General features: G+C 53.2%; 4 protein-coding genes. All 4 read right to left on the reverse strand.

What is annotated here, in order from left to right:
- Positions 1-731 (reverse strand): bis(5'-nucleosyl)-tetraphosphatase (symmetrical) ApaH (gene apaH, locus BG74_RS01470; protein WP_073961028.1); only part of this gene is annotated, 731 nt, incomplete at its 3' end.
- Positions 732-733: 2 nt separating this feature from the next.
- Positions 734-1,111, reverse strand: coding sequence for a Co2+/Mg2+ efflux facilitator ApaG/CorD (apaG, locus tag BG74_RS01475; RefSeq protein ID WP_066596070.1), 378 nt, complete (start codon positions 1,109-1,111; stop codon positions 734-736).
- A 13-nt stretch (positions 1,112-1,124) separates the two neighbouring features.
- Positions 1,125-1,943, reverse strand: coding sequence for a 16S rRNA (adenine(1518)-N(6)/adenine(1519)-N(6))-dimethyltransferase RsmA (rsmA, locus tag BG74_RS01480; protein ID WP_066596072.1), 819 nt, complete (start codon positions 1,941-1,943; stop codon positions 1,125-1,127).
- Positions 1,936-2,058, reverse strand: a complete 123-nt coding sequence (locus BG74_RS10020; protein WP_439895627.1) for a 4-hydroxythreonine-4-phosphate dehydrogenase PdxA — start codon at positions 2,056-2,058, stop codon at positions 1,936-1,938. The genes rsmA and BG74_RS10020 overlap by 8 nt, the downstream gene beginning before the upstream one ends.
- Positions 2,059-2,060 lie beyond the last annotated feature (2 nt).

Raw genomic sequence — 2,060 nt, forward strand, 5'->3', positions numbered from 1 at the left:
TCGAGCCCATAGATATGCGCCGGTGTTCCCTGGCCCCTTAACGAAGCCCAGTGGCCGAAAACGATGCTATAGCACTTGGGCACCGGTCCCGGTATTGCAAACCAGGGCTGTAGCAACGGCGGTGCTTTCTCCGGTATATCCTTACAGTTCATTTCCAACTGGCCGTTGGAAAAGCAGTAGCGCATGCGGGTGAATACGTTGGTACTGAACCGCAAACGCGCCAAACCTCTCAACTCCGAACTCCAGTTGTTAGGCAGATCGCCGTACATGGCGTCGAGGAACAGCGGATAGCTGTCGCTACTGAGCGCTGCCTCCACCTCCCGTGCACACTGGCGCGCCGTCGCGATATCCCACTGCGGTGTGATGCCGGCGTGGACCATCAGTAATTTTTTCTCCTCATCCACCTGCAGTACCGGCTGACGGCGCAACCAATTGATTAATTTATCGGCGTCCGGCGCTTCCAGAAGCGGTGTAATTCGATCATTCGGCTTATTGCAACTGATACCGGCATAGACCGCCAATAAATTCAGTTCGTGATTGCCTAACACAATACGTACGCTATCGCCCAAACTATGCACCAGGCGCAGTACCTCTAGCGAACCGAGGCCGCGTGCGACCAGATCGCCGGTCAGCCACAGGGTGTCTAGCACCGGATTAAACTCAACCTGCGCCAATAGGATTTTCAGCTCGTCGAAGCAGCCGTGAATATCACCTATTAAATAAGTCGACATAATTAGTTTATAAGAGAAGGAATTGCCAGGCGGAAGACAGGGATCATAACGTGAAAATCTTGTCCCTGATCATCGACCATATTGTAATGGCCTTGCATGGTGCCGAGTGGGGTTTCCAACACTGCACCGCTGGTATATTGAAACTCGCCGCCGGGAAGGATGCGCGGTTTTTCTCCCACCACCCCTTCGCCCTGGACCTCGATCTCCTGGCCATTGGCGTTGGTGATAAGCCAATAACGCCCTATCAGCTGCACAGGATGCCGTCCTAAATTGCGTAGTGTGATGGTATAGGCGAAAACGTAACGATCCTTTTCCGGCTGAGACTGTGTCTCTATGTACATGCTCTGAACCTGAACGCAGACACGGGGCGAGTTAATCATCAAAGCACTCCTGTTAGTCTTGTGAAACGGGGCGCTCCGCTAGCACGTTAGCTAACTGGCAGTAATACTCAACGCTCAAATTTTCCGCACGCAGCGCCGCGTCGATACCCTGTTCCGCCAGCTGTTGCGCACTAAAAAGACTGCCCAAGCTATTGCGTAGCGTCTTGCGGCGCTGGTTGAATGCCAGGCTGGTCAACGTAGCCAGTTTACTCAAATCGCGGACCGGGAACGGCAGCGTAGCATAGGGCACCAGCCGCACTACCACTGAATCCACTTTCGGTGCAGGCCGAAACGAGGCTGGCGGCACTTCTAGTATCGGGATGATGTTGCAGTAGTACTGCGTCATCACGCTCAAACGGCCGTAGGCCTTGCTGTTCGGGCCAGCTACCAGTCGGTTGACTACCTCTTTTTGCAGCATAAAGTGCATATCGCGAATGGCATAAGTATAGTTGAAAAGGTGGAACATAAGCGGCGTAGAAATATTGTAGGGCAGATTGCCGAATATTCGCAGCGGCTGGCCCCGTTCGGCGGACAGCGCAGAGAAATCCACCGTTATAGCGTCCTGCTGCACGATGTTTAGCTTGGACTGAAAAAAAGGATAACTGGCTAAGCGAGCTGCCAAATCATAATCAAGCTCGATAATAGTCATGGCATCGACACGCTCCGCCACCGGCTTTGTCAGGGCGCCCAGGCCGGGACCAATTTCCACTATTGCCTGGCTGGGCTCAGGATGAATGGCAGCAACAATAGCATCAATAATTGAGCTATCGTGCAAAAAGTTTTGGCCAAAACGCTTGCGCGCCATATGGCACTGATGAACACAGTTATTCATTACGATGTTTTATCATGTCGATGGCGAGATCAAGCGCCGTTTTGATACTGCCGGCCTCTGCCTGTCCCGATCCAGCCAGCTCCAGGGCAGTGCCGTGATCGACGGAGGTACGGATGA

Source organism: Sodalis-like endosymbiont of Proechinophthirus fluctus, from assembly GCF_001602625.1.
Taxonomy (GTDB): domain Bacteria; phylum Pseudomonadota; class Gammaproteobacteria; order Enterobacterales; family Enterobacteriaceae.